The following is a 23,286-nucleotide window of genomic DNA, read 5'->3' as shown; positions in this document are numbered from 1 at the left end:
CGCGCCGCCACATGTTTAGAACGACTTGCGCACCTTCAGCGACACGGTCTGGTTGGTGAAGGACGTGCGGTTCGCTTCGGCATCGTAGCGAGCAGTCACTTCCAGACCGTTCTGCCGGTGCAGCACCACGCCCGCGCCGCCGCGCACGATCCATGGCGACGGGTCGAGGCCGGCGGTGGCGAACGCCGCGCCGCCGCCGACGAAGGTCGAGGTGATCTGCGCGCGCTTGGCCAGCATGTCGTAGCCGACACCCAGGTTCGCCACGAAGGTCGTGTCCTGCGCCATCGCGTAGGACAGCTTGCCCTCCGCCGCGATGATCAGCTCTTCCGCGCGCTGCGAGGCGACTTGCAGGTTCAAGGCGTCCGCACCGGTTTCGGTATAGCTGCGGTTCTTCACGGTCGTGTAGTCGAGCCGGATCGAGGGCACCACGTTGGTCACCGGATTCAGGTTGAAGATCCGGCCGATGCCCGCGCCGACGTGCGCGCTCCAGCCGCCGTAGCTGCTCGATGCCTTCCGGTTCAGGCCGCCGAAGTTGATGCTGCGTTCGCCGTCGGTTTGGTTGACGCCGGCGTCAGCCTGCCAGCTCAGGTCGGTGCGCTCGTCGATGCTGTGGCTGCCGTACACCACGGCCTGGTAGCTGTCGATCCTGGCCGATTGCGCAGCCACGCTGTCGTTGCCGTTCACCCGCGTATGGGCATAGGCGAACGCCGCGCCCAGCCGGTCGGTCGCGGACAGCACGCCGTCGGCGCCGATCACCAGTCCGCCGGTGCTGGCGTCGAAGCCGGTGACGCCTTCGCGATCGCCTTGCTTGGCCCACGAGCCGAACGGCCTGAGCCAGACCTGTTTCTCGGTGATGAAGCCGTCACCCGACGACAGGCCGAGGTTGGCTTCCTGGCGCGCCTGCACGATGCGGCCGGTCAGGTTGACGGTGGAGGTGGTGGCCGAGGCTGCCGCGCCGGTCATCAGTGGCAGGGTCTGCCTGACCGCATCGGATACTTCTCCGCCGGTCGACAGTTGGCCGAGGGCGGAAATCACGGCGCCCATGTCGCTGCCGACGCCGTTCGGATTGGCGATCAGCGAGTCGAACACCATTGCCGCGCCGCCGCCCACGAAGTTGCCGTTGTTCACGGTATTGGCGTGGACCGTCGTGGCCTGACGCACGTTCAGGTCGACATTGTTGCCGTTGACGACGCCCTCGAAGTTGAACAGCGCGCTGTCGTCGGTCACCTTGAAGGTCGAGGCATTGAGCGTGCCGGCCTTGATGACGCCGGCCAGTATGCCGTTCGGCACCAGCGGTGCGAGCCGGGCAACGCGCACGTCGATGCCGGTATCGGCTGCCAGCGTCGCCGTGCCGCTGACGCTCATCTGTCCGTATGCGGTCGGGGACAGCGCCTCCATCCGGTAGGTCGCGCCGGCGGCTTGCGTGTAGTCGCCGGTCACGGTGAACGGATTGGCGGCGGCGACGGACACCGTGCCCTGGTTGTTGAAGCCGTTGGCGGTCTTGACGTTGTGCGCACCCTGGAAGGTGCCGCCGCTGGCGACGTTGAACGCGCCGACGTCGAAGCTGTTCTGCGAGGCGAAGCTGCCGTTGACGTTGACGGTCGAACCGACGCCTTGCACCGTGCCGGTGACGCGGCCGTTGCTGCCGTTCAGGTTCAGGGTGCCGTTGGCCAGCAGGACGTCGCCGGCCAGGGTACCGCTGTTGTTGATGGTGACGGGGGCGAACGGCTCGACGATCTCGATTGCCTTCAGGCCGCTGATGGTGCCGCTGTTGTCGATGCTGCCGGTGATGATGCTGGCGTAGATCGTGAGCGCCGTGCCGTTCGGCGCCGAGATGGTGCCGCTGTTGACGACGCTGCCGTTGAGGGTCGAGACAAGCAGGCTGAGTGCGCCGAACGGCACGTTAGCACTGTCAAAACCGGCGTGGATGGTGCCGCTGTTGCTGATGTTGCCGTTGATGGTGCTTTCGATAGCGGCAATGCCGCCGCCGCCTTCCACGCCGTCGATCGTGCCGGCGTTGGTGATGCCGCCACTGACCGTTCCGCCACCGATCACGATCCCGAAGGCGTTCGAAGTAATCCTGCCGCCGGCTTCGTTGACGATGCCGTTCTGGATGCTGCCGCCATATTCCACGAGGATGCCGCCGTTGATGGCTTCGATGGTGCCGGAATTGCGGATGCCGCCGACGCTCGCCTCTTTGACGTGCACACCGATGCCGGTGTTCTTGATGGTGGCGCTGTTGACGATGTTGCCGGTGATGACAGCGCCGCCCTCCACCACGATCGCGCCGCCGTATCCGTTGGTCGTGATGGTTCCGCTGTTGCGGATATCGCCGTTGATGGTGCTGTCGTAGACATCGATGGCGATGCCTTGCGCGCCGGTGATGGTGCCGCTGTTGATGATGCTGCCGGTGATGGTCGAGCCGCTATCCACCCAGATCGCGCCGCCATATTCCGCTGCGGTCGTGATGGTTCCGCTGTTGAGAATGTCGCCGTTGATGGTGCTGCTGGAGACGCCGATGCCCCAGCCTTCCGCGCCGTCGATGGTGCCGGCGTTGGTGATGCCGCCGGTGATGGTCGAGCTGCTGACATAGATTCCTTCCGCGCTGGAATCGATGCGGGCGCCGACGTCATTGAGAATGCCGCCGGTGACGGTCGAGCCGTTGCGGACGGCGATGCCTTTGCCGTCATTGTTGTTGGTGATGGTGCCGCCGTTGCGGATGCCGCCGTTGACGGTGCTGTCATCAACCCGAATGCCGCCGTCTTCATTGAAAATCTGGCCGGTATTGCTGATGCCGGCCGTGACCGTGCTGCCTCCGACGCGGATGCCGTAAGCCCCGGCGTCGATGGTGCCGGCATTGCTGATGCTGCCGTTGACCTGCGCGCCGTTGACCCTGATGCCGTCATTCTGCGCATCGATTTGTGCGTCCACCGCGTTGATGATATTGCCGTTCACAATGGCCGGGCTTGGCAGGGTGTATGGCTGTAATGCGGCGGCGGTGGAATCGATCAGGATGCCGTCGCCGGTGCCGATGGGACCGCCATAAGACGACGCCGCCGCATTGATCGTGCCGGAATTGACGATGCCGCCGATCGTGCTGGCGCCGAGGACCGCAATGCCGCCGCCTACGCCTTCCGAGCCGGTGATGGTGCCCTGGTTGAAGATGGTGCCGGTGACTGTCGAATCCTCGACCAGGATGCCGAGGCTGGACGACATGATCAGGCCCGTGTCGGTATTGACAATGGCATTGACTTGCGAGCCGTTGATGAGGGCAATGCCCGCGCCGGCTGTGTTGGTGATCTGGCCGCTGTTGGTGATGTCTCCGCCCACGATCCCTTGATCGAGCTTCACCGCGTCGTAATACGCTGCATCCGCGTAGATGGTGCCGGTGTTCTCGATGCCGCCGGTCAGCGTGCCCTCAACCAGGATGTTCTGTCTCTTGTCGATGGTGCCGTCGTTCTTGATGGAGCCGGCCGTGGTGCCGCTGCCGACCGCAATGCCGATCGGACCGCCTTCGCCGCCATCGATCAGTCCGCCGGTGGACGTGAGCCAGATGCTCTCGCCCGCTGCCAGCGTGCAGGTATCGACGACGTTGCCGTGGATGGTGGTGAGGTTGTTTGTCGTGCTGCCGTTGCCGTTGCCCTGTGCCGGGCAGGTTGCGGCGAATGCCGATGCGCTGCCCATCGTGATGCAGGCTGCGGATACCAGAATGGCGAGCTGCTTTTTGCGAGTGTTGAGTGCGATTGTCATGTTCCTGGATGCTTGTTTGCTTGTTGAAAAATGAATTGCCTGGTTGAACCTGGTTGATACGAAAATGTGCGTGCTTGAGAGAAGTTGCCGTTCGAGAATTGTTTTCTGCGGGTCAAGGGAACCCGTGAAAAATTTCCTGAGCGTTAACAATCCGCAAAATACCGAAAAGTTGCCGTGTGGAATTGAGCGAATCTGAGCGATACCTGACAAAAACAGTCGGATAAGCGCGCAAGACAAGAGGCAGGACGCCGGTAATGCATGTCGCGGCAAGCGGCGATGACAAGCGGTTTCTTGCGGGTATTGAATGATGCAACTGACATCTTCGTTGGTTCTTGTTGCCTGTGAGTCGATTGCCCTCGTGTCGCTGACGGCCGGTTGCAGAGCTGCGGTGCTTCGATCCGGACGAATTCCGAGGGCTTGGTTTTAATCTGGAAGGGTCGTTACATTTCGTAACTAATTTCCATGACGCAACTATAGCCATCCCTCTGTCGGGGTTAAATGTCAGACGCGCAACATTCAAAAATTAATCACATTGGCGCAACAGTTGTCGCGCTGCGGCGCAGGGATCGGCTGGCGCAGCGGGAAGGACGGGCTTGAGGGAGAGATGCGGAGCGCGGCGCCCCGCCCATCAGGTATCCAGCTCGGGGTAGTGCCGGAAAATGCCTTCCTCGCTGAATGGCAGGCGTCGCGAAGAAGAGAGGTAGGCGGCGATGCGCGGGCGCGCGGCAATCCGGTCGTGCAGCGCGATCAGGCGCGGATGCCCGGATTCCAGTCGCGCCATCGCGCGCGGAAAGGCGTAGCGCAAACCTTCCACCATCTGGAACAGGGACAGGTCCGCATAGGACAATCTGCCGCCGGCAAGGTAGCCGCCACGGCGCGGATTACGTTCCAGAATCTGCTCGAAATAGCCGAGATACTTCGGCATGCGATGCCGCGTGAAATCGGCGGCGCGCTGCCTGGCCGCCGCCTTCTGCTCCTCGTAATAGAGATTGCTGGCGATCGGATGATGCGTATCGTGCGCTTCCGCGACCAGGTCGGCGATCGTCAGCTGCAGCTGGTGCGTCCACAGGCGGCCCGCCTCGGCACGCGGCGCGAGCCCGTGGCGCGGGCCGAGAAACTGCAGGATATTCGCGGTCTGGCCGATCACCAGTTTGCCCGCCTTCAGAAACGGCGGCGCGAACGCAGGCTGCGCCAGTGCCCCGTCCTCCAGCGCGCGCAGGAGCGCCGGCGTCCCCATGCCCTGCCGTGCCGGCTGCCGCGCGACATCGACATAATCGGCCGCCGCCTCTTCGAGCGAGAGGCGCACGAATTCGCCGCGGCCCTGGATCGTCGGCCAGTAATAGAGTTCGTAGATCATGGCGCGCGCCGATGCGGGCTAGTGTCCTGAGTTTGACGTTCGTTGCAAATAAAAGTGATGAAATCGCGACGAGACAAGGAAAAAAGCGCAGCAAGGCCGAGGCCTTGCGAGCATTTTTGACGCGGTATCGGTGCGATTCTCGTCGTCTTTTATGCAGCGAATTTCGAATTCAGGACACTAATACGCGTAGTAAGGCCCGACGCCGCCCGGCGTGGCGCGTCCCTCGATGGCGGTAAACACCGTGCGGCCGAAATAGAAGGGCAGGCCCCAGTCGAACATGTCGACGCTCAGGCCCGGTCCGCCGAGGTTGCCGTAGGCCCGCGCGCCCGGATTGTTCTTGATCAGGACATCGGCATTGGCCACGGTGAACGGGATCTCGCGCTGCACACCGTTGAGGCCTTGATGCGTGGCCGTCAGCGACAGCGTTGCGGGTGGACAATAGAAGCCCGAAGTGCATGCGGGAATCGTGCTCTCGGGGAAGAACAAGCCGTTCGAGCCGCTGTCGATGAAGCTGCGGCGCAGCGCATTGCCCTTGTAGATCGTGGTGAACAGGCCGGTGTCGGGATCGACCGTCAATACGGTCGCGCTGCCCAGCGCATTGTTCGATTGCGTGCCGATGCCGAACACCAGCAGACCGGTCACGTTGGCTGCGCCCTCGGCGGGGACGGCCGGCAGCGTGATCGCGACGCCGTTGTTGTCGGTGGCGAAGAAGGCGACCGGATTCTGCACCTGCTGCGCCATGGGCGCGGCCACCGTGCGGCAGGTCGCGGTCGTGCAGCTGAAGTAAATGCCGTGGCCGATCGTGAGCGCGCACGCGATGCCGCAATCCTCCTGGAACACGCCGATGCCCAGCACCCCGTTCGCGCCGAAGGAGCGCACGGTATCGAGAATCTCGCCGCTGTTGACGCACTCCGTCGGCACGGCGGGAAAGCGCGTATCGGCGATGACCTGGATCGGGATCGCGGTCGCGAGCTGGCTCGCCATCTTGATATCCGCGCGCATGACCGGCCCCCAGGTATTGCCATCGGCGAACTGCGCGCATTCGACCAGCGCGCTGCCGTCGGCCAGCAATTCCTGCGGCAGCGGAATCGACGGCGCGAGCACGGAGGCATACACGCGCACGCCGGACGAGCCGGTATCGACCAGCATGTTGTCGATGGTCTGGCAATCCCTGCTGCTGTTGGGCGCGCAGATGGTGACGCTGACGAGCGGCAGGTTGATATTGTTCGCCGGTCCGCCGCCGATCGCGATGCTCACCGCATTGGCCGCAACCGTGCTCGAACCGCCGGTTGAGCCGCCGTTGCCGGAAGCCGAATCGTCGTCGTCATCGCCGCCGCACGCGGCCAGCGCCAGCACGCAGGCGAGCAGCAGCACATGCCAGCGCGCAAGCCATGGCAGCTTCCTATTGCAATTGTTCAACGCTCACCCCTTGCGGTACGAATTGCGGCACCCATGCCTTGCCCGAAAACGCCCGCATGCGGCCGACCGATTGCGCCACGAGTCCGGGCCGGTTCACCGTCAGACTGCCGCGTCCGGTGCGGCTGACGGAGGCGGCCTGCAGATACTGCTGGAAATAGGGGCCGAGGAACTGGCGCAGGTCGGGCTGCACCGGGCCTTCCCATGACACCGCAAACACGATCCCGCCAGCAGCGACGTATTCGCGCACCACAGTGCCCGACGGCATCAGGCTCTCATGCATGGTGAAGGGCGTGACGGTGCTGGCGACGTTGGCGGCAAACACCGGTCGCGACGCCTGCGAGGTTTCCGGCGGGCCGCCCAGCGCGGCGAGCGCCGGCAGCGGCGACGCCAGCAGGGACGAATTCAAGGCAAGCAGAAGCAGGCGTCGGAGTTCCATGCGGCCAGAGGTGATCGAGGACGGGATATCAATAGATCGCAATCCGCCAGGAATAGTTCTGCCTTTGAATCTTGCGCAAACCATGGTGCCGGGTTGCAAGTCTCGATCAACACACCCGCTCACAACACCCGCTCACAACACCCGGTTGAACCACAGCATGGAAAGCAGACCCGCCAGCAAGGCGAAGAAGGCGGCGATGGCGGCGAACAGGGCGGTGATTTCGGTTTCCTTCGTTTCCAGCACGAGCTTCGAGTTCAGGGTCTTGTAGACCTTGGCGAGATCGGTGGCCGTGCCTGCGTAGAAATATTCGGCATTGGTGACCTGCGCGATGCGCTTGAGCGATTCCTCGTCCAGCCGCACGCGCATCGACCAGCCTTCCACGCCGAGGATTTCGCCGTCGACCGTGCCGATGCCGACCGTGAACACGCGCACGCCGCGTTCGGCGGCCATCTTCGCCGACTCGACCGGATCGGGGCCGGTGGTGGCCTGGCCGTCGGTCAGCAGGATGATCGCGGCCGAGTTGTACGAGCCGGGCGGCACCGGCTTGAAGTCCTGCTCCTGCGGCCGGGGCGGATCGGCGAATGGCGTGCCGCGCATGGGGTCGCGGCCGTTGCGGTTGGGGCGCGGGTTGGACGATTCGAGGTCGAACTCGATGTCGGGGAAGATCAGCTTGAGCGATACCAGGATGCCGCTGCCGACCGCCGTTGCGCGCTGCAATTGGAAGCGGTCGAGCGCGGCCAGGATGTCTTCGCGGTTGAGCGTCGGCGCCTGCGCGACCGACGCGGTGCCGGCGAACGAGACGATGCCGATGCGGGTGGTGCGCGGCGTTTCCGCGACGAACTTGCGCACCGCCGTCAGCGCGGCCTCGATGCGGTTGGGCTCGACGTCGTGCGCGCGCATGCTGCCGGAGACGTCGATGGCGAGGATCACCGTGTCGTGCTGCGAAGGCAGCGTGACCACCGTCACCGGCCGCGCGATGGCGACGATCAAGAGGGTCAGCGACAGCAGGAACAGCAGCGGCGGAATGTGCCGCCGCCAGCGCTGGCCCGGGCCCATCGCCTCGCGCACGATATTCAGGCTGGCATAGCGCAGCGCGAACTTCTTCCGGCGGCGCTGCAGCAGGATGTATCCCGCCACCAGCAGCGGCACCAGGATCAGCAAGGCGAGCAATTGCGGCCACAGAAATCCCATCATTGCTCCAGGTGATGCGGCAGCGTGCCGCCGGCCGCCAGCCGGCTGCGCCGCTTGCGCAGGTCGGCAAAACGCAGGATCGCGTCCATCAGGTCGTCGTCGGTCGCCAGTTCCAGCGCATCCACGCCGGCATGACGGAAGGCGTCGCGCAACTCCTGTTCGCGCCGCGCGGCGCTGGCCGAGAAGCGGTCGCGGAACGTGCGGTCGTGCGTATCGACGAAGACCTGCTCACCGGTTTCGGCATCCTGGATCACCAGCAGGCCGAGATCGGGCAGTTCCATTTCCAACCGGTCGTACAGCCGCACCGCGACGATCTCATGACGCCGGGCAAGGTATGCCAGCGGTTTGACCCAGCCGGGCCGGCTGATGAAGTCCGACACCACGAACACCATCGAGCGGCGCGGAATGATCTGCATCGCACTGCGCAGCAGCACGGTCAGATTGGTCGCGTCGGACTGCGGCAGTGCGGGCCGCGTCAGCATGCGGTGCAGGATGTGCAGCACCTGCCGGCGGCCGCAGCGCGCCGGGATCACCGCATCGACCTTGCCGCCGTACATGATGGCGCCGACGCGGTTGCCGTGCTGGCTCAACATGCGCGCCAGCACCGTCACCAGCTCGGTCGAGATGCCGCTCTTCTTCACGTCCTGCGAGCCGAAATCCACCGACGGGGAAAGGTCGAGCAGGAACCATGCGGTGATGTCGCGATCCTCGTTGTACACGCGCACGTAGGGCGTCTGCATGCGCGCGGTGACGTTCCAGTCGATGTGGCGCACATCGTCCTGGTATTCGTATTCGCGCAGGTCGGCCAGATCGACCCCCGCGCCGCGAAACAGCGTGTGGTAGTCACCGTGCAGCAGGCCGTCAAGCCGATGGATCACCGTCCATTCCAGCCGGCGCAGGATGGCTTCAGGTGTTGGCGTCAACTTTGACATGGGTATCGAGCGGCTTTTCAGGGGCCGGAATGTGCTTCATCAGGCGGCGGATCAGATGGTCCGGCGTCATGCCCTCGGACAGGGCTTCGTAGGACAGCGACAGCCGATGCCGCAGCACGTCGGGCGCGATATCGGTCATGTCCTCCGGCAACACATAGCTGCGCCCGCGCAGAAAGGCCAGCGCGCGCGCGCCTTCGACCAGATGGATGGTGGCGCGCGGGCTGGCGCCGTAGGTCAGGTACTGCGCCATGTTGGATACGCCGTAGCGCGCCGGGTCGCGCGTGGCCGCCACCAGCCGCACCGCGTACTGCACCAGCGAGGGATCGACATAGCCGGAGCGGCAGATGCGCTGCAGGTCCGCCAGCTGGTCGGTGGTGGTCACCGCCGTCACCGCCGACGCCGGGCCGGTGACGCGATTGACGATGACGAACTCTTCCTCCTCGCTCGGATAGCCGACCAGCACCTTCATCATGAAGCGGTCCACCTGCGCTTCCGGCAAGGGATAGGTGCCTTCGGTCTCGATCGGATTCTGTGTCGCCATCACGAGGAAGGGCGCGGGCACGGGATGGCTCTCGCCGGCGATCGTGACCTGGTACTCCTGCATCACTTCCAGCAGCGCGCTCTGCACCTTGGCCGGGGCGCGGTTGATCTCGTCGGCCAGCAGCAGGTTGGTGAAGACCGGGCCGAACGAGGTGTTGAATTCGCCGGTCTTCTGGTTGTAGATGCGCGTGCCCACCAGATCGGCCGGCACCAGGTCGGGCGTGAACTGCACGCGATGGAAGGTGCCGCGGATGGTGCGCGCCAGCGTCTTGATGGTCAGCGTCTTCGCCAGGCCGGGCACGCCTTCGACCAGCAGGTGGCCCTGCGCCAGGATCGCCACCAGCACGCGCTCGAGAAAGTGGTCCTGGCCGACCACGACCTTTTTCACTTCGTAGAGGATGTGCTCCATCTGGAGCGATACGTCGGTGCGGCCTGTGTCTCTGTCATTCATGGGCTGGTCCGGTTGGAGCGGCTGGATAGGCTAGAAAGGCGACGTGCCGACCGCCGATGCCGCGTTTTCGATGGGAACGGCAAAACCGATGCCGATGAAAAAATCCTCGGTCGTGGGATTGAGGATCGCGGTGACGATGCCGACCACCGAGCCATCCATCGTCACCAGCGGGCCGCCCGAGTTGCCGGGATTGGCCGCGGCGTCGAACTGGATCAGGTTGGTCAGCAGACGCTGGCCTTCCGGCGACTGGTATTCGCGCGTCAGGCCGGAGATGACGCCCGACGACACCGAGGGGCCGATGCCGAACGGAAATCCGACCGCGATCACCTTTTCGCCGAGAGCCAGATCGCCCGTCGATTTCAGCGTCGCCGGTATCAAATCGTCGGGGATGGTTTTTGCCTGCAATACGGCAAGATCGTTTTCCGGCTGCAAGCCGACCACATTCGCCTCGGAAACGAGGCCATTGGAGAACACCACCTGCACGCGATCCGCGCCCGCCACCACATGCAGGTTGGTCAGGATCACGCCCTTGTCCACCACCACCACGCCGGTGCCGACGCCGCGCACCACTTCCGCATCCTTTTCCGGCATCTTGCCGAGCTGGCGCACGCGCACCACCGACGGCCGGATCGCATCGTAGGCCTTTGTCTCCGGTGACGGCAGCACGTTCTTGTCGAGCGTGTGCAGCACCGCCGCGTCGATATCCTTTTGCGTGATCTTGCGCGCCGGCGCCTGGCTGGCGTTCCAGGCGCTGAACAGGAGCAGGGACAGCAGCACGGACGACAGCACCAGCAGCAGGCGCTCGTGGCGGCTGATGAAACGCCGCAGCCGTGATGGCCGCGCGGCGACGGAAGGCGACGCGACACTGGTTGCGCCGGCATGCGCGCGACCGCTGCCGCCGGATTGCGCCGGAGTCTCCTTCGCAGGCGCATCCGGCTGCGCGCGCGAATGCGCGGACTTGCTGTAGAGCGTTACTTTCTTCATGGGCGTTGGATCGACTGGTTCGCAAGCAGTTCACGACAGCCGCCACCGAACACCACATCTTCTGATCGATAGCACAGCCATGATGCCCCTGTCTCATCGTTCTAACACGCGACACTGCGCGGGGCCTTGTCGTACCGCAAAACGGAGGAAGGCAGGAATGTAAATACGCTGTTGCGTGCATCGGCCGTACTCCTCGACAACTGTCATTCGACAACTCGAGCACACCTTTGCCGCGCAACAATGCCGTTGCATGCGGATCAGGGACTGAAGATCAGCACGATATACACCATGAACACGACCAGATGCACTGCCCCTTCGAGCAGCGTCGTGCGCGTGCCGGAAAAGGTGATCGTGCTGAGCAGCAGCGTGAGTGCCAGCAGCGCCATGCCGGCCTGGTCAAGCCCGAGCACCACGGGCTTGCCGGTGAGAAGGCCGATACCGAGCACGGCGGGAACGGTCAGGCCGATGGTCGATGCGGCTGCGCCGAGACAGAGATTGGTCGCGCGTTGCAGCTGGTTATCCAGCGCCGCGCGCAGGGCGCTGAGTCCTTCCGGTGTGAAGATGATGATGGCGATGAGGACGCCGCCCAGAACCGGCGGCGCGCCGAGCACGGCAATGCTGTGATCGACCAGCTTGGCAAGCTGTTTGGAGAGCAGCACGATCGGCAATATCGTGACGACGAGGAGAGCGACATGCCGCATCACTTCGCCGCGCGAATGCGTGACAGGCGCGGCATGGGCAGCGACTTCTTCCTGACCCGGTTCGATGAAAAAGCCGCGATGGCGTCCGGTCTGGATCACGAGAAAGATGCCGTAAAGCGTGACGGTAAACAGTGAGAAAAAGAATGCCTGCGTGCGCGTGAGGCTGCCGTCGGCGGTCGATTGCGTGAAATTCGGAAGAATGAGCGCGATGAAAGACAAGGGCAGGATCAATGCGAGATAGGCCGATGCTCCCTGCAGGTTGTACGACTGTTCCACATGCTTCAATCCGCCCAGCAACAATACCAGTCCGACGACGCCATTGAGGATGATCATCAGGACCGCGAACATGGTGTCGCGTCCGACCGTCGGCGATTCCTTGGCATCCAGCATGACCGCGCCGATCAGCACCACTTCGATGATGACCACCGACAAGGTCAGCACCAGCGTGCCAAGCGGCTCGCCGAGCATCTCGGCAAGATGATCCGCTTCTTTCACGACCCCGAAAACGCACCACAGGATGATGACGAACAGCCAGGCAAACAGCGCCAGCGATTTGGGCGTGGAAGAGAGGTCGGCCAGCCAGTCGCCGCCGAAGATGAAAAACACGGCAACCGTGGTCCAGGCAAATGCCAATCGTATCCAGCTTGCAAGCATCGGCCCTCTCGTCTTGTTGGTCCGTTCTATGTGCGTTCTCATTATCATGAACGCGTTTGACAACGTCGTTCACCACAAATATCAACACGGCTTCGTTGAGCGCGTCGCGACAATCACAGCTCTCCGCACCTCCCGCCCTTTGGTCTCCGCCCCGCCAAACCCGCTCACCGTGCCGCGCCCGAAATGCAGATCGGTGCCGAACGCATCTGCAAACGTGGCGCCCGTCATTCCCGTGGCGATGGATCGGGAATGATTTCCGGCACCGTCGGTATGCCTGGCGTGATCTCCGGCGGCAGTTGCGGAATCTTCGGTTCGGGCGGCGTCGGCGGTTCGATTTCCGGTTCCGGTCGTTGCGGCGGTGGAACTTCCGGTTGCGGCTTGCGCGGAATTTCCTCCGGTTGCGGTTTGGGCGGGGGAGGCTGTTGATTTTTCATGTCGCGTGTCCTTCTTGCAAAAGGAAATGGCACAGGCATCTTTGCGAGCGGCAGTCGTTTCCGGACCGTCATTTCCGCTGCACAGAAAATGGAACCTCATTATCACGAGCCGATCACAACAACTCTTGGTGCATGAAAGCGAATGCGAAGTTTCCGCGTACCGACAGGAAGATGTGGATGGCAGGTGCGCATTGAGCAGGAGAATCGAGTATGGACAGGCAAAGATTGCAGGGCGAGATCGCATTCGTGACAGGGTCGGATTCGGGCATAGGAAAAGCCACCGCCATCGCGTTCGCGAAGGAAGGCGCGGATGTCGCCCTGACCTATTTCCATGACAAGCAGGGCGCGGAGGATACGGCGCGGCAGGTCGAGGCAGCCGGACGCAAGGCGGCGGTCTTTCAGCTCGATCAGCGCGATTCCGCCAGCGTCGCCCGCCTGTTCGGCGACATGAAGAAAACCCTGGGGACCGTCACCATCCTCGTCAACGCCGCCGGCATCGATGCCCTGGGCAAGCCGGTCAGCGACATGACGGACGAGGAATGGGACAACGCATTGCGCACCAACCTGTACGGCCCCTTCTACTGCTGCCGCGAATTCATCCGTGGCATCGAAGGCAGCGGCAGGCACGGCACGATTCTCAATATCACGAGCGTGCATCAGGAGATTCCGCGTGCCGGCGCATCGGGCTACGACGCTTCCAAGGGTGGCTTGCGCAATCTGACGACCACGCTTGCGCTTGAACTCGCCGAGAAGAACATCAACGTCAACAACATCGCGCCGGGCATGGTGCTCACGCCGATGAATCAGGAAGCGATAGACGACCCCAAGGTGCTCGAGGAGCAGGTGCAGTCGATCCCGATGAAGCGCGCCGCGCAGCCAGAGGAAATCGCCTATGCCGCCGTGTTCCTCGCCTCCGATGAGGCGCGCTACATTCACGGCACGACGCTGGTGGTGGATGGGGCGCTGATGCTGTTCCAGGGGCAGGGCGCGTGAACATCATCAGAGCTTGCGCAGGAAAATGCATTCGCCACAACGAACATGATCCGCGCCAGAAATGAAAATGCCCGCACGGCTTCGCGGTGCGGGCACGAAATGCCGGTCAACCAGATCCGGCAAGCTTGCTATCCGTATTCAGCGTCCCAGAGGATTGATTCCGGCCGCGCTGCTCGCTGCGGGTGTGGTGCCGGTGGCTCCGGTTCCAGTGCCTGTGGTGCCGGTACTTGCTGAGGTGGGCGCTGCCTGCGCAGTGCAGGTAAAGGCTGGAGGTGCCGTCGTGCCCGAGCTGGCGCTCTGCGCGCACAGGACCACGAGTTTATTGGTGGTATCGATAAACCATGTCGAGCTGCCGGCTGCCGATCCGTTTGCGCCTGTGCTGCCGGCGCTGGAAGTCAGCGGGACGAACGGATCGGGGGTGCTTGTTGTTTGAGCAGATGCAATACCCATCGGTAGTGCCAACGCGGCAATCAAGAGAGAGCGAAACTTCATGGAAGACTCCTTAAATTGATGAAACGATGACTCCAGTATGATGAGCAGTCCGTGATGAGCAATGCGAACCTGGAAAACCTCGCCCCACATCGGCGAGAAATTGGCCCGGGACTTGATGCATCTCCCATCTGCTTCTGATTCATGAACTTTTTGAACTGACCATGCGCGCAACAGTGCGTTGAATCAGGTCTGTCTCCGGTCTGTCTCGCGCCTACCGTCTGGCATGTGTATTGCGGCACCACATGCGGGATGTTTCCATCGCGTCAGCCGGGGCCATCTCCTTGGCATTCTCGATTCACCCGTTTGCGTATTTCGATTTCGACTTGAATATGGGCAGCGTGTCCATCAAGAATGACAACACCTCGACGAAAGACGGATCAAGCGAGATTCAATATTCAACACGGGAAAGTTCGCCATGGATACGCTAGCTACCGAACGGGATAACGCATGGACTAATGCGGAGGGGCGCTGATACTGTTTCAGAGGCAGCGGCCTGACCCGTAGCGCAATGCGCTCGCACTACGCTCCCAAAGGATTCTCATGTCGACGCTTCAACCTGACATCCGCGATCTCGCCCTCATCGGCGATCGCAAGACATGTGCCGTTGTGACGCGCAATGCCTCCATCGTCTGGTACTGCCCAGAGCGCTTCGACCATCCTTCCCTGCTGGCGGCGCTGCTGGATGAGGACAAGGGCGGCGCATGGACGGTCGAGCCGTCGTCCGCAATCAAGGGCAGCATCAAGGGCAGCCGGCGTTATCTCGAACACAGCGGGGTGCTGGAAACGCGTTTGCGCATGCAAGGCGGCGAATGCACGATAACGGACTGGATGCCGCTCGGCGCCGCCGTGCCGGACGGAGTTTGCCGGCTGTTTTCCTCTGCGCCGCAACGGATCGCCATCGTGCTGAAGCCCGCGCCGGATTATGCGAGGGGCACGGCCGATCTGCAGCCGCATGAGGAGGGCGTGCGCATCGACGGGCGATACTGCCTGCACGCCTCGCATCCGCTTGTCATCGAAGATGGCGCGATCCGTTTCGAGCTGCCGGCGGGGGAGGAAGGCTGGGCCGTGCTGGCGAATGCATCGATGGCAAGACCGCGAGAAGCGGATGTGCGGCGCTGGCTGAACGTCACGCTCGATCAATGGCGCGACATTGCGTCCGAGACCGCATACGCGGGCCCGTTCGAAACGGAAGTCGCGCAATCGCTGCGCGCATTGCGCCTGATGACCTATGCGCCCAATGGCGGCATCATCGCGGCGGCCACGACTTCGCTGCCGGAGGTGCCGGGCGGGCATCGCAACTACGACTACCGCTACGTGTGGCTGCGCGACACCGGCATGATCATGAGCGCGCTGGTGCGTGCCGGCAGCCAGGGCGGCGCTGCACGGCAGTTCCTCGAATTCATCTGCGGCTCGAAACAGGAGGATGCGCGCAAGCCGCTGCTGCCGCCTTTCGTGTCGCTCGATTATCAGCCCGCGCCGGACGAAGTCGAATTGCCGCTTGGCGGCTATCTCGGCAGCCGTCCGGTCCGCATCGGCAACAATGCAAACGACCAGATGCAACTGGATGGATTCGCCAACGTGCTGCTCGCCGCGAAACTGATCTACGACCGCTACGGCACACGCGAGCACTGGGACACGGTCAGGCAGCTTGCCGATTTCCTCGCCGCCCATTGGCGGCAGGAGGACAACGGCATCTGGGAAGAGCATGACCTCCGCCAGTACACGGCCGGCAAGGTCATCACCTCATGCGCGCTGCGCTATCTGGCCGAGCATGCCGACAACGATGCGCAGGCGCGGCGCTGGCGCGATGCGGCAGGCGAGATCCACGATCATGTCGCCGCGCATTGCCTCAATGCCGAAGGCGCATATGCCGCAGTGGCCGGCGGCGAAGCGGTCGATGTATCCGCCGCGCTGTTCCCGGTGTGGGGCTACACGGCTGCCGATGCGCCGGAAATGCTGGCGACCATGCGCGTGCTGGAACGCGACCATTCGGACGGACGTCTCTATCGCAGACACCTGGAGGAATTCGATGCGCGCAAGGAAGGAGCGTTCCTGGCCGGCACCATCTGGGTCGCGCAGTACTGGGTGATGCGCAAGGACTTGCCGCGGGCGCGCATGCTGCTGGAAACCGCATTGAAGTATGCCAACGATCTCGGATTTTTCGCCGAGGAAGCCGATGCGGGAAGCGGCAGGATGCTGGGGAATTTTCCGCAGACCTTCGTGCATGCCGCCTTCATCGGCGCCGTGATCGATTACAGGAATGCGCTCACCGGTTCCGGCAACGGGGCAGATGCAAGGGCAGCGGGGAACGGATGAATTGCAGCTGGCGCGACATGCAGCGGCAGCGAGGTGATGCGCGCCGCTCTACGCTGCGGAGGGCACTGCGCATTGAGGCGGCTTCGGATTGCCGGGAGGCAGGGAGCAACAGGTGCATCAACACGCCAGTTCACGACGGCGATTCTGTTGCCGGTCCCTCCGGCAACACGCGCCACTGCCGGTCCTGGCGAATATGCTCCTTCCCTTGCGGGCTGTCGGGGGATGCCACCCATTCCACGCCGCGCCAGTACAGCACGAGCGTCGTCGCAAACGCGTCGGTACTGGTTTCATACCAGCCATCCTGCGGCGGTTGCGCATATCTGGGTTTGATGAAGAAGGATGTCCAGTTTTCAAGCATCGTTGCCACCACCGGCGGCATTGCAGGCCGGCCGTATCCGTATCTGTATCGTGCGCTCATTTCGAGGCCGGCGCACGGTCCGCGCACATCGCCCCCGACGGCTCGGTTTCGCAGCGCTTGTCGATGATGGCATCGACCGCGAACCAGCCGATGATGCCGGCAACAAACAGAATCACCATGGTTTGAACAATCGTGAAACCCTTCGCTTGCTTCATTGACATTCCTTTGCGTGGCAGAAGTCTTGCGGGAGATGGTAGCTTACCCTGCGTCTGCAAACTTGGGGTTTGTTGCGGCAAATAAAAGACCGTACGGCGTTGTTGGTGTAGCAAATGATCCTGGTGTCCTGAATTCGAAATTCGCTGCATAAAAGATGACGAGAATCGCACCGATACGGCGTCAAAAATGCTCGCAAGGCCTCGGCCTTGCTGCGCTTTTTTCCTTGTCTCGTCGCGATTTCATCACTTTTATTTGCAACGAACTTCAAACTCAGGACACTAGCGCTCATGGCACGCCTGACCACGGCTGCAGCCGCGGCATCGCCCTGGCAGATGCACGGCAACTTTTGCACAGATTCCTGTTCTATCTCCACTGAACGAAAGGATTTTGCAATGGATGTTGCAGGCTGGGTAGGACAATACGGATATGCGGCGATCGCGCTAGGCATGTTTGTCGAAGGAGAGGCGGTGCTGCTCATGGGCGGAGTGGCCGCAGCGCGCGGCCATCTGACGCTGCCGTACGTGATCATGGTTGCCGCGATCGCGGGTTTCATGGCCGATCAGGCGTGCTTCCATGCCGGCCGCCACTACGGCTCCGCACTCCTGAGCCGGTTCCCCTCGGTGCAAACGCGTGCCGAACATGTCAACAAGCTGCTCCGCCGCCATCAGGTTCCGCTCATTCTCTCGATCCGCTTCCTGTACGGCCTGCGCACTGCCGGTCTGATCGCCATCGGCATGAGCGGCGTATCGCCGTACCGATTCCTCGTCCTCGACTTCATCAGCGCGCTGGCGTGGGCAACGCTCATCGGCTGTGCCGGCTACTTCTTTGGACGCGCGATCATGCGCCTGCTGGCAGAGGCGAGCACCCACGAGTTGTGGCTTGCGGGCGGGCTGCTGCTGGCCGTGTCCTTGTCGCTGCTGTTGCTGCTTCGCGCGAGGGCAACGCGCGCGGAGCGATGAGATGCCGATTCACGGGGCGCTGTTGCGTCTTCGCCACCGACGAAAACATTCGCTTTCACTCCTGTCCCAGCGCAAGGCCGCTAGTTACCGTGTGGCTAAACTGAATCCGTATCGATTCACCTGCACGGATTCATGAATATTCGAACCAAACGCCTGCTTTCAGGCATTGCCGGCCTTGCCGGTACCGCATGGCTTGGCGCACTTGCAGCGATCGCCGCCTCGCAGCACAAACTCATTTTCGATCCCATTCGCACCAAGGTGGTGGAACGGCCGCGCAGCACCGGGCATCGGACGCGCCCGGTCGTGCTGCGCAGCGCCGATGGCACGCGTCTGTGCGGGTGGCTGCTGGTACCCGTGGCGCTGGGCAGGCACCCGGCGGTGATTTACTTCGGCGGCCGCTCGGAGGAGGTGTCGTGGGTCGCACGCGATGCGGCGGCGATGTTTCCCGGCATGGCGGTGCTGGTGATGAATTATCGCGGCTACGGCGACTCGCACGGCAACCCGGGCGAGCGCCAGATGATCGAGGACGGCAGGATGCTGTTCGACTGGCTGGCGGGCCACCGGCGCGTCGATCCGGCGCGCGTGGCGGTGGTCGGGCGCAGCCTCGGTTCCGGCGTGGCGCTGCAGGTGGCGGCGCATCGACCGGTCTCTGCGCTCGCCCTGATCACGCCGTACGACTCGGTTCTCGCGCTCGCGAAGCGTCGCTTCCGTTCGCTGCCGGTGGCGCTGGTGCTCAGGCACCGCTTCGAGTCGGTGAAGTATGCGCGGCACGTGTCGGCACCCACGCTCGTGCTGCGCGCCGAGTCCGATGACGTGGTGCCGCATCTGCATACCGATCTGCTGGTGTCGCAACTGGGCGCGGAGGTGATCGATCAGACCGTGCCCGCTTCGGATCATTGCAATATTCCCTACCTGCCGGCGACGCAGCAGTGCATTGCGAACTTTCTGCGCGGCCGCTTCATCGTCGTCGACGAAGCGAAGAGCACGGTGATCGGCCCGGCGATCGCGGCACCGGCTTGAGCCTTTCCTTTCTTCCCGGCGAATCGCGCCCGCGAGCGGCCTCTGCGACAATGCACGGCATGCACGGACACTGCAGGCGCACAAGGAAGGATCAATGAAACGAAGAAACATTCTGATTGCGGGGATCGGCGCGCTCGGGTGCTGGCGGCTGGCGGCGCACGCGGCTGCGGTGACGCACCAGGAGGCGGTGCGTATCGTGCCACCCTCAGTGCCGCCCTCCGCGCCGCCGTCTGCATCGCCGCAGCACAGGCAGGGTCGCCTCGTCATCATCGGCGGCGCGGAGGATCGCACCGGCGACAAGCTCATCCTGCGCCGTTTCGTCGAACTGACCGGGCGCGACGATCCGCAGATCGCGGTGCTGACCGCCGCCAGCGCCTTTCCCGACTTCGCCTGGGGCCGCTACGATCAGGTGCTGACCGAGATCGGCGTGCGGCGGCGCGTGTACCTCGCGATCAACACGCCCGACGATTGCAACGATCCGGCACTGGCGGCGCAGATCGTGCAGTCGGACGGCGTCTTCATCGGCGGCGGCGACCAGCGTCGGCTCGTGTCGCTGATCGGCGGCACCGAGATCGAGAAGGCGATCCGCTACGCCTATCTGGCGCGCGGCGCATGCATCGCCGGCACCAGCGCGGGCGCGGCGGCGATGTCGCGCCACATGCTTGCCGGGCGCGGCGTGAGCGACGGCATGGGCCTGCTGGAGGGGGCGATCATCGACCAGCACTTCTCGCAGCGGCGACGCCTCGCGCGGCTGCTGGCGGCGGTGGCCAGGAACCCGCGGCTGCTCGGCATCGGCGTCGATGAAGACACCGCGCTCGTGATCAGCAAGGGGCACGGCTTCGAGGTGCTCGGCGCGGGTGGCGTGACGCTGGTGGATGCGCGCCGCCTGCCGCAGCCGCTCGAGGGGTTTGAGCCCGACCAGCTGCTGCAACTGCCAGAGATGCAGGTGCACTGGCTGCCGCAAGGCGCGTCCTACCGGCTTGCGGCCAACGCGGCTGGGGAGCGCGGCGCGCTGGTGCTGCCCGAGGCGCATCGCGCGCAGCCCGCGCAGCCCGCGCTCCACGAACTTCTGCCGATGCTGCCGCAGCTCTGATTTCAGCGGGAACGGCGGTCGCCCTTGCCGTCCTGCTTGCGGCGCTCCTCCCAGACGCGCAATTCCTCGCGATACAGTTCCAGCTCCTCCGCGTACATGTCGAAGACACACGGGTTGCATCCGCTGTGGCAGCAGGCGTCGTCATCCGGCGGTGCGGGCGGAACAGGGCGGAGATCGTCGCGCGGGAGGTCGGGCATGGCAGAAACGTTGGTCGGGGATGGCGTTCATTGTGCGCCCGCGTGCGCGATTTGTCGCGCCGTTGCGTCGTTTAATCCTCGTCGAGCGCGGCGAAGCGCTGCGCCAGATACTCGATCAGGCTGCGCACAGAAGGCAGCAGCCCGCGCCGCGACGGAAACACCGCGTGGACGATCTCGCGTCGCGGCGCCCACTCCGGCAGCAGGGGCACCAGCGATCCCTGCGCCAGCTGCGGGCGAATGAACATCGTCGGCAGCTGCACCACGCCGACGCCGGCCAACGCGGCATGGATCAGCGCAATCATGTCGCCGGTGACGAAGCGTGGCGTGTGATGGATGGCGGCATGCGCGCCGTCCGGTCCGAACAGGCTCCACAAATGGCTTTGCTGCGGTGTGCCCAGCGCAAGGCTGGGCCAGTCGGCCAGATCGGCCGGCGCATGCGGTGCGGGATGCCGCGCCAGCAGCGCGGGGCTGGCGAGCAGGCACTGGCCGCGATCGGCCAGCACGCGCATGACCAGCTCGCTGTCCTGCAGCGGCGGCGGACGCACGCGGAGCGCAACGTCGATCGCCTCGCTGACCGGATCGACGCGGCGGTTGGTCGCTTCCAGATGCACCGTCACGCGCGGATGGGCGGCCATGAAATCGGCCAGCATCGCGCCGACATTGGCGTGCAGCAAGGCAATCGGGCAAGTCATGCGCACGATGCCGCGCGGTTCGGCCTGCGTCACCTCGATCGCCTCCTGCGCCGCCTCGGCTTCCATCAGCATCGCCTTGCAATGCTCGTAATAGGTCTGGCCGATTTCGGTCACGGAAAAATGCCGCGTGGAACGCTGGATCAGCCGCACGCCCAGCCTTTCTTCCAGCAGCGCGATGCGCCGGCTCAATGTCGATTTCGGCATGCCCAGCGCCCGCCCGGCAGGCGCGAAGCCGCCGTGATCGACCACCTGCGCGTAGTAATAAAGATCGTTCAAATCCTGCATGGCGGCCTCATCGTTCCATGGGTGGGACAGTGAAGCCGAATTTTGCGGTCTACCGGCCTCATCGTTTCGAATCCATACTACCGGAACGATGTTCGTGATGGTCTTCACAAGGAGATGGGCATGAAAAAAGTTCTCGGCGTCTACAGCGCCCCGCACCAGCATTGGGTCGGCGACGGCTTCCCGGTGCGTTCGATGTTTTCCTATCAAAGCCATGGCAAGCAGCTCAGCCCCTTCCTGCTGCTGGATTACGCCGGGCCGATGGAGTTCGAGCGCGGCGAGCGTCCGCGCGGTGTCGGGCAGCATCCGCATCGCGGCTTCGAAACCGTCACCATCGTCTACAAGGGCGAGGTCGCGCACCGCGACTCCACCGGCAAGGGCGGCGTGATCGGTCCCGGCGACGTGCAGTGGATGACGGCCGGCGGCGGCATTCTGCATGAGGAGTTTCATTCCGACGCCTTCACGCAATCCGGCGGCACGCTGGAAATGGTGCAGCTGTGGGTGAACCTGCCGGCGAAGCAGAAGATGGCCGCGCCCGGCTATCAGGCCATTCTCGACCGCGAGATTCCGGTAGTGGCGCTGCCCGACGATGCCGGCACGGTGCGCGTGATTGCCGGCGACCATGACGGCAAGGCCGGGCCGGCGCGCAGCTTTACGCCGATGAACGTGTGGGACATGCGGCTGAAGCAGGGCAGCCTCAGCGAGTTGCGTCAACCCGATGGCTGGAACACGGCGCTGATCGTGCTGCGCGGGACGATCCTGGTCAATGGCGACGCGGTCGCGCGCGAAGCGCAGATGGTGGTGCTCGACCGCGCCGGCACCTCGCTCTCGATCGAGGCCAACAACGACGCCGTCGTGCTGCTCCTCGCCGGCGAGCCGATCGACGAACCGATCGTCGGCTACGGCCCGTTCGTGATGAACAGCCGGGAGGAAATCGCGCAGGCGGTCGATGATTTCAACAGCGGCCGCTTCGGTCAGATGTCAGGCTGAGCGCCATCGAGATTCGCGCCTTGCTGTGCCGCTCTGCCGGCATGGCAAGGCGCGTTTCCATTCATCCGCTTTCATTCATCCGTTTTCATTCACCGGTATCGCGCAGGTCCGCAAGCGCAAGCTCGCCGAATTTCTCGCTCAGGAGATAGGCGACCAGGCGTTGCGCGCAGGCGGCGGGATCGGACAGACTGCCGCTGCGCTTCAATGCATCGAATTTCTCGCGCAGCGGAAAGCGCTCCGGCGATGTCGCGCGGATTTCGGCCTGCATGTCGGTGTCGATCACGCCCGGCGCCAGACTGCAGATGCGCAAGCCGGGCGTGCGGTCCAGCGCGGCTGCTTGCGCATGCTGATCCAGCGCCGCCTTCGTCGCGCAATAGATGCTCCAGCCGGGATACGGGCTGCGCCCCGCGCCGCTCGACACGTGCAGGATGCGCTGCTCGCCGGCATCGGGGGCCGCAGCCACCGCAGCGGCCAGCATCAGCGGTGCGGCAACGTTCACGCCGACGGAGCGCGCGATGGCGGCGACGTCATGCGTCGCGATCGGGCCGACCGGTTGCAGCAATCCGGCATTGTTAATCAGAAGAACCGTTTCGCTGCCGGCAAGGAATTGCCGCAGCCGACCGCTTTCAAGCCAGCGTGCCAGCGATGCGCTATCCGACAGATCGAGTTCCACCTGTTCGAGCGCGGCCGGGAAGTTCCTTGCGAGCGTGGTGTTGTTGCTGCGCGAAATTCCCAGCACCGCAACGCCGCGCGCCAGCAGGTTTTCCGCAATCGCCGCACCCAGCCCGCGGGTGTGTCCGGTAACAATGGCTTTCATCAATGGTCTCCG

The 23,286-nt window shown here is 63.9% G+C and carries 22 protein-coding genes; 6 read left to right on the top strand and 16 right to left on the bottom strand.

The window, feature by feature from the left end; all coding sequences use genetic code 11:
- Window positions 1–15 precede the first annotated feature (15 nt).
- From D3870_RS16595 to D3870_RS16550, 10 genes are all read right to left on the bottom strand, one after another.
- Window positions 16–3,750: an autotransporter outer membrane beta-barrel domain-containing protein gene (locus tag D3870_RS16595; RefSeq protein ID WP_119740811.1), complete on the bottom strand. Its 3,735-nt coding sequence runs from the start codon at window positions 3,748–3,750 to the stop codon at window positions 16–18.
- 628 nt (window positions 3,751–4,378) lie between these two features.
- Complete coding sequence (locus tag D3870_RS16590; RefSeq protein WP_119740810.1) at window positions 4,379–5,107, bottom strand: glutathione S-transferase; 729 nt, start codon at window positions 5,105–5,107, stop codon at window positions 4,379–4,381.
- A 177-nt stretch (window positions 5,108–5,284) separates the two neighbouring features.
- Entirely contained in the window at window positions 5,285–6,526 is a 1,242-nt protein-coding gene (locus D3870_RS16585; RefSeq protein ID WP_119740808.1) for a DUF3443 domain-containing protein, read from the bottom strand.
- Entirely contained in the window at window positions 6,510–6,962 is a 453-nt protein-coding gene (locus D3870_RS16580) for a DUF2844 domain-containing protein (RefSeq protein WP_158590484.1), read from the bottom strand. The genes D3870_RS16585 and D3870_RS16580 overlap by 17 nt, the downstream gene beginning before the upstream one ends.
- A 132-nt stretch (window positions 6,963–7,094) precedes the next feature.
- Window positions 7,095–8,153: a VWA domain-containing protein gene (locus D3870_RS16575; protein ID WP_119740804.1), complete on the bottom strand. Its 1,059-nt coding sequence runs from the start codon at window positions 8,151–8,153 to the stop codon at window positions 7,095–7,097.
- Entirely contained in the window at window positions 8,153–9,085 is a 933-nt protein-coding gene (locus D3870_RS16570) for a DUF58 domain-containing protein (protein WP_119740802.1), read from the bottom strand. The genes D3870_RS16575 and D3870_RS16570 overlap by 1 nt, the downstream gene beginning before the upstream one ends.
- Entirely contained in the window at window positions 9,060–10,076 is a 1,017-nt protein-coding gene (locus D3870_RS16565; protein ID WP_242490008.1) for an AAA family ATPase, read from the bottom strand. The genes D3870_RS16570 and D3870_RS16565 overlap by 26 nt, the downstream gene beginning before the upstream one ends.
- A gap of 30 nt (window positions 10,077–10,106) precedes the next feature.
- Window positions 10,107–11,060, bottom strand: coding sequence for a S1C family serine protease (locus D3870_RS16560; RefSeq protein ID WP_119740800.1), 954 nt, complete (start codon window positions 11,058–11,060; stop codon window positions 10,107–10,109).
- 257 nt (window positions 11,061–11,317) lie between these two features.
- Complete coding sequence (locus D3870_RS16555) at window positions 11,318–12,415, bottom strand: calcium:cation antiporter (protein ID WP_119740798.1); 1,098 nt, start codon at window positions 12,413–12,415, stop codon at window positions 11,318–11,320.
- A 224-nt stretch (window positions 12,416–12,639) separates the two neighbouring features.
- The gene (locus tag D3870_RS16550; protein WP_119740796.1) at window positions 12,640–12,849 is read right to left on the bottom strand and encodes a hypothetical protein; all 210 of its coding nucleotides are present in this window, start codon (window positions 12,847–12,849) and stop codon (window positions 12,640–12,642) included.
- Window positions 12,850–13,059: 210 nt separating this feature from the next.
- Between D3870_RS16550 and D3870_RS16545 the strand changes: the two genes are divergently transcribed.
- Window positions 13,060–13,842 (top strand): SDR family NAD(P)-dependent oxidoreductase, encoded by a 783-nt coding sequence (locus D3870_RS16545; RefSeq protein WP_119740794.1) that lies wholly within the window; start codon window positions 13,060–13,062, stop codon window positions 13,840–13,842.
- Window positions 13,843–13,980: 138 nt separating this feature from the next.
- On the opposite strand, the gene D3870_RS22370 is transcribed toward D3870_RS16545, so the two are convergent.
- Window positions 13,981–14,334 (bottom strand): hypothetical protein, encoded by a 354-nt coding sequence (locus D3870_RS22370; RefSeq protein WP_158590483.1) that lies wholly within the window; start codon window positions 14,332–14,334, stop codon window positions 13,981–13,983.
- A 540-nt stretch (window positions 14,335–14,874) separates the two neighbouring features.
- Here D3870_RS22370 and D3870_RS16530 point away from each other — a divergent pair.
- Window positions 14,875–16,650 carry a glycoside hydrolase family 15 protein gene (locus D3870_RS16530; protein ID WP_119740789.1) on the top strand — a complete coding sequence of 592 codons (1,776 nt, stop codon included), beginning with the start codon at window positions 14,875–14,877 and terminating at the stop codon, window positions 16,648–16,650.
- 130 nt (window positions 16,651–16,780) lie between these two features.
- Here the strand turns inward: D3870_RS16530 and D3870_RS16525 are convergent, their stop codons facing one another.
- Together D3870_RS16525 and D3870_RS22365 are read right to left on the bottom strand one after the other, a co-directional pair.
- Window positions 16,781–17,068, bottom strand: a complete 288-nt coding sequence (locus tag D3870_RS16525) for a hypothetical protein (protein ID WP_147375807.1) — start codon at window positions 17,066–17,068, stop codon at window positions 16,781–16,783.
- Window positions 17,065–17,223 carry a hypothetical protein gene (locus D3870_RS22365; protein ID WP_158590482.1) on the bottom strand — a complete coding sequence of 53 codons (159 nt, stop codon included), beginning with the start codon at window positions 17,221–17,223 and terminating at the stop codon, window positions 17,065–17,067. The genes D3870_RS16525 and D3870_RS22365 overlap by 4 nt, the downstream gene beginning before the upstream one ends.
- Before the next feature lie 393 nt (window positions 17,224–17,616).
- Between D3870_RS22365 and D3870_RS16520 the strand changes: the two genes are divergently transcribed.
- From D3870_RS16520 to D3870_RS16510, 3 genes are all read left to right on the top strand, one after another.
- On the top strand, window positions 17,617–18,183 hold the full coding sequence (locus D3870_RS16520; RefSeq protein WP_119740785.1) for a DedA family protein: 567 nt from the start codon (window positions 17,617–17,619) through the stop codon (window positions 18,181–18,183).
- 132 nt (window positions 18,184–18,315) lie between these two features.
- Window positions 18,316–19,203 carry an alpha/beta hydrolase gene (locus tag D3870_RS16515; protein ID WP_119740783.1) on the top strand — a complete coding sequence of 296 codons (888 nt, stop codon included), beginning with the start codon at window positions 18,316–18,318 and terminating at the stop codon, window positions 19,201–19,203.
- A gap of 94 nt (window positions 19,204–19,297) precedes the next feature.
- Entirely contained in the window at window positions 19,298–20,296 is a 999-nt protein-coding gene (locus D3870_RS16510; protein WP_119740781.1) for a cyanophycinase, read from the top strand.
- Between the two features lie 2 nt (window positions 20,297–20,298).
- Here the strand turns inward: D3870_RS16510 and D3870_RS16505 are convergent, their stop codons facing one another.
- Both D3870_RS16505 and D3870_RS16500 read right to left on the bottom strand, forming a co-directional pair.
- On the bottom strand, window positions 20,299–20,493 hold the full coding sequence (locus D3870_RS16505; RefSeq protein ID WP_119740779.1) for an oxidoreductase-like domain-containing protein: 195 nt from the start codon (window positions 20,491–20,493) through the stop codon (window positions 20,299–20,301).
- Window positions 20,494–20,564: 71 nt separating this feature from the next.
- Window positions 20,565–21,470 carry a LysR family transcriptional regulator gene (locus D3870_RS16500; protein ID WP_119740777.1) on the bottom strand — a complete coding sequence of 302 codons (906 nt, stop codon included), beginning with the start codon at window positions 21,468–21,470 and terminating at the stop codon, window positions 20,565–20,567.
- Window positions 21,471–21,590: 120 nt separating this feature from the next.
- On the opposite strand from D3870_RS16500, the gene D3870_RS16495 reads away from it, so the two are divergent.
- Window positions 21,591–22,457: a pirin family protein gene (locus D3870_RS16495; RefSeq protein WP_119742251.1), complete on the top strand. Its 867-nt coding sequence runs from the start codon at window positions 21,591–21,593 to the stop codon at window positions 22,455–22,457.
- An 85-nt stretch (window positions 22,458–22,542) separates the two neighbouring features.
- Here D3870_RS16495 and D3870_RS16490 read toward each other — a convergent pair whose 3' ends face one another.
- Window positions 22,543–23,274 carry an SDR family oxidoreductase gene (locus tag D3870_RS16490; RefSeq protein WP_119740775.1) on the bottom strand — a complete coding sequence of 244 codons (732 nt, stop codon included), beginning with the start codon at window positions 23,272–23,274 and terminating at the stop codon, window positions 22,543–22,545.
- Window positions 23,275–23,286: the final 12 nt, after the last annotated feature.

It is taken from the genome of Noviherbaspirillum cavernae (assembly GCF_003590875.1).
In the GTDB taxonomy this organism is placed as follows: domain Bacteria; phylum Pseudomonadota; class Gammaproteobacteria; order Burkholderiales; family Burkholderiaceae_D; genus Noviherbaspirillum; species Noviherbaspirillum cavernae.
This window is presented reverse-complemented; position numbering and strand designations above follow the sequence as displayed.